1 protein-coding gene is annotated in these 636 nt (G+C 74.2%); it reads left to right on the top strand.

Translation table 11 applies throughout. The annotated features are described in order from the left end of the window. Positions 1 to 614, top strand: a 614-nt coding sequence (locus B8460_RS20610; protein WP_048863498.1) for an SDR family oxidoreductase, incomplete at its 5' end; no start/stop codon positions are given. Between the last annotated feature and the right edge of the window lie 22 nt (positions 615 to 636).

Raw genomic sequence — 636 nt, 5'->3', positions numbered from 1 at the left:
AGACGGGCGCGCAGGTCACCGCCGTCGCCGGCGACATCACGACCGAGGCCGGACGCGCGGCGGCGCTCGCCGCGTGTCCCGCGCCGGACATCCTCGTCAACAACGCCGGCGGCCCGCCGCCCGGGGATTTCCGCGACTGGGACCGCGAGACGTGGCTGCGCGCCGTCGACGCCAACATGCTCGCGCCGATCTTCATGATCCGCGCGGTCGTCGATGGCATGATCGGGCGCCGCTTCGGGCGGATCGTCAACATCACCTCGGCCTCGGTGAAGTCGCCGATCCCGCAGCTCGGCATGAGCAACGGCGCCCGCGCCGGGCTGACCGGCTTCGTCGCCGGGCTGGCGCGGCAGGTGGCGCGGCACAACGTGACGATCAACAACCTGCTGCCAGGCCCGTTCCTCACGGACCGCCTGCGCAGCAACACGCGCCCGACCGAGGGACGCACGGTGGACGAGGAGATCGCGCGGCGCGGGCAGGATCTGCCGGCCGGGCGGGTCGGCGATCCGGCGGAGTTCGGCGAGGCGTGCGCCTTCCTGTGCGCCGCGTCCTCGGGCTTCATCGTCGGGCAGAACCTGCTGCTCGACGGCGGCGGCTTCAACGCCACGCTCGGCTGAGGCGCCGCGCCGCCGCGCGGGC

Source organism: Acidisphaera rubrifaciens HS-AP3 (assembly GCF_000964365.1).
In the GTDB taxonomy this organism is placed as follows: domain Bacteria; phylum Pseudomonadota; class Alphaproteobacteria; order Acetobacterales; family Acetobacteraceae; genus Acidisphaera; species Acidisphaera rubrifaciens.
The sequence above is the reverse complement of the archived record's forward strand: the minus strand, read 5'-3'. Positions and strand labels throughout refer to the sequence as shown.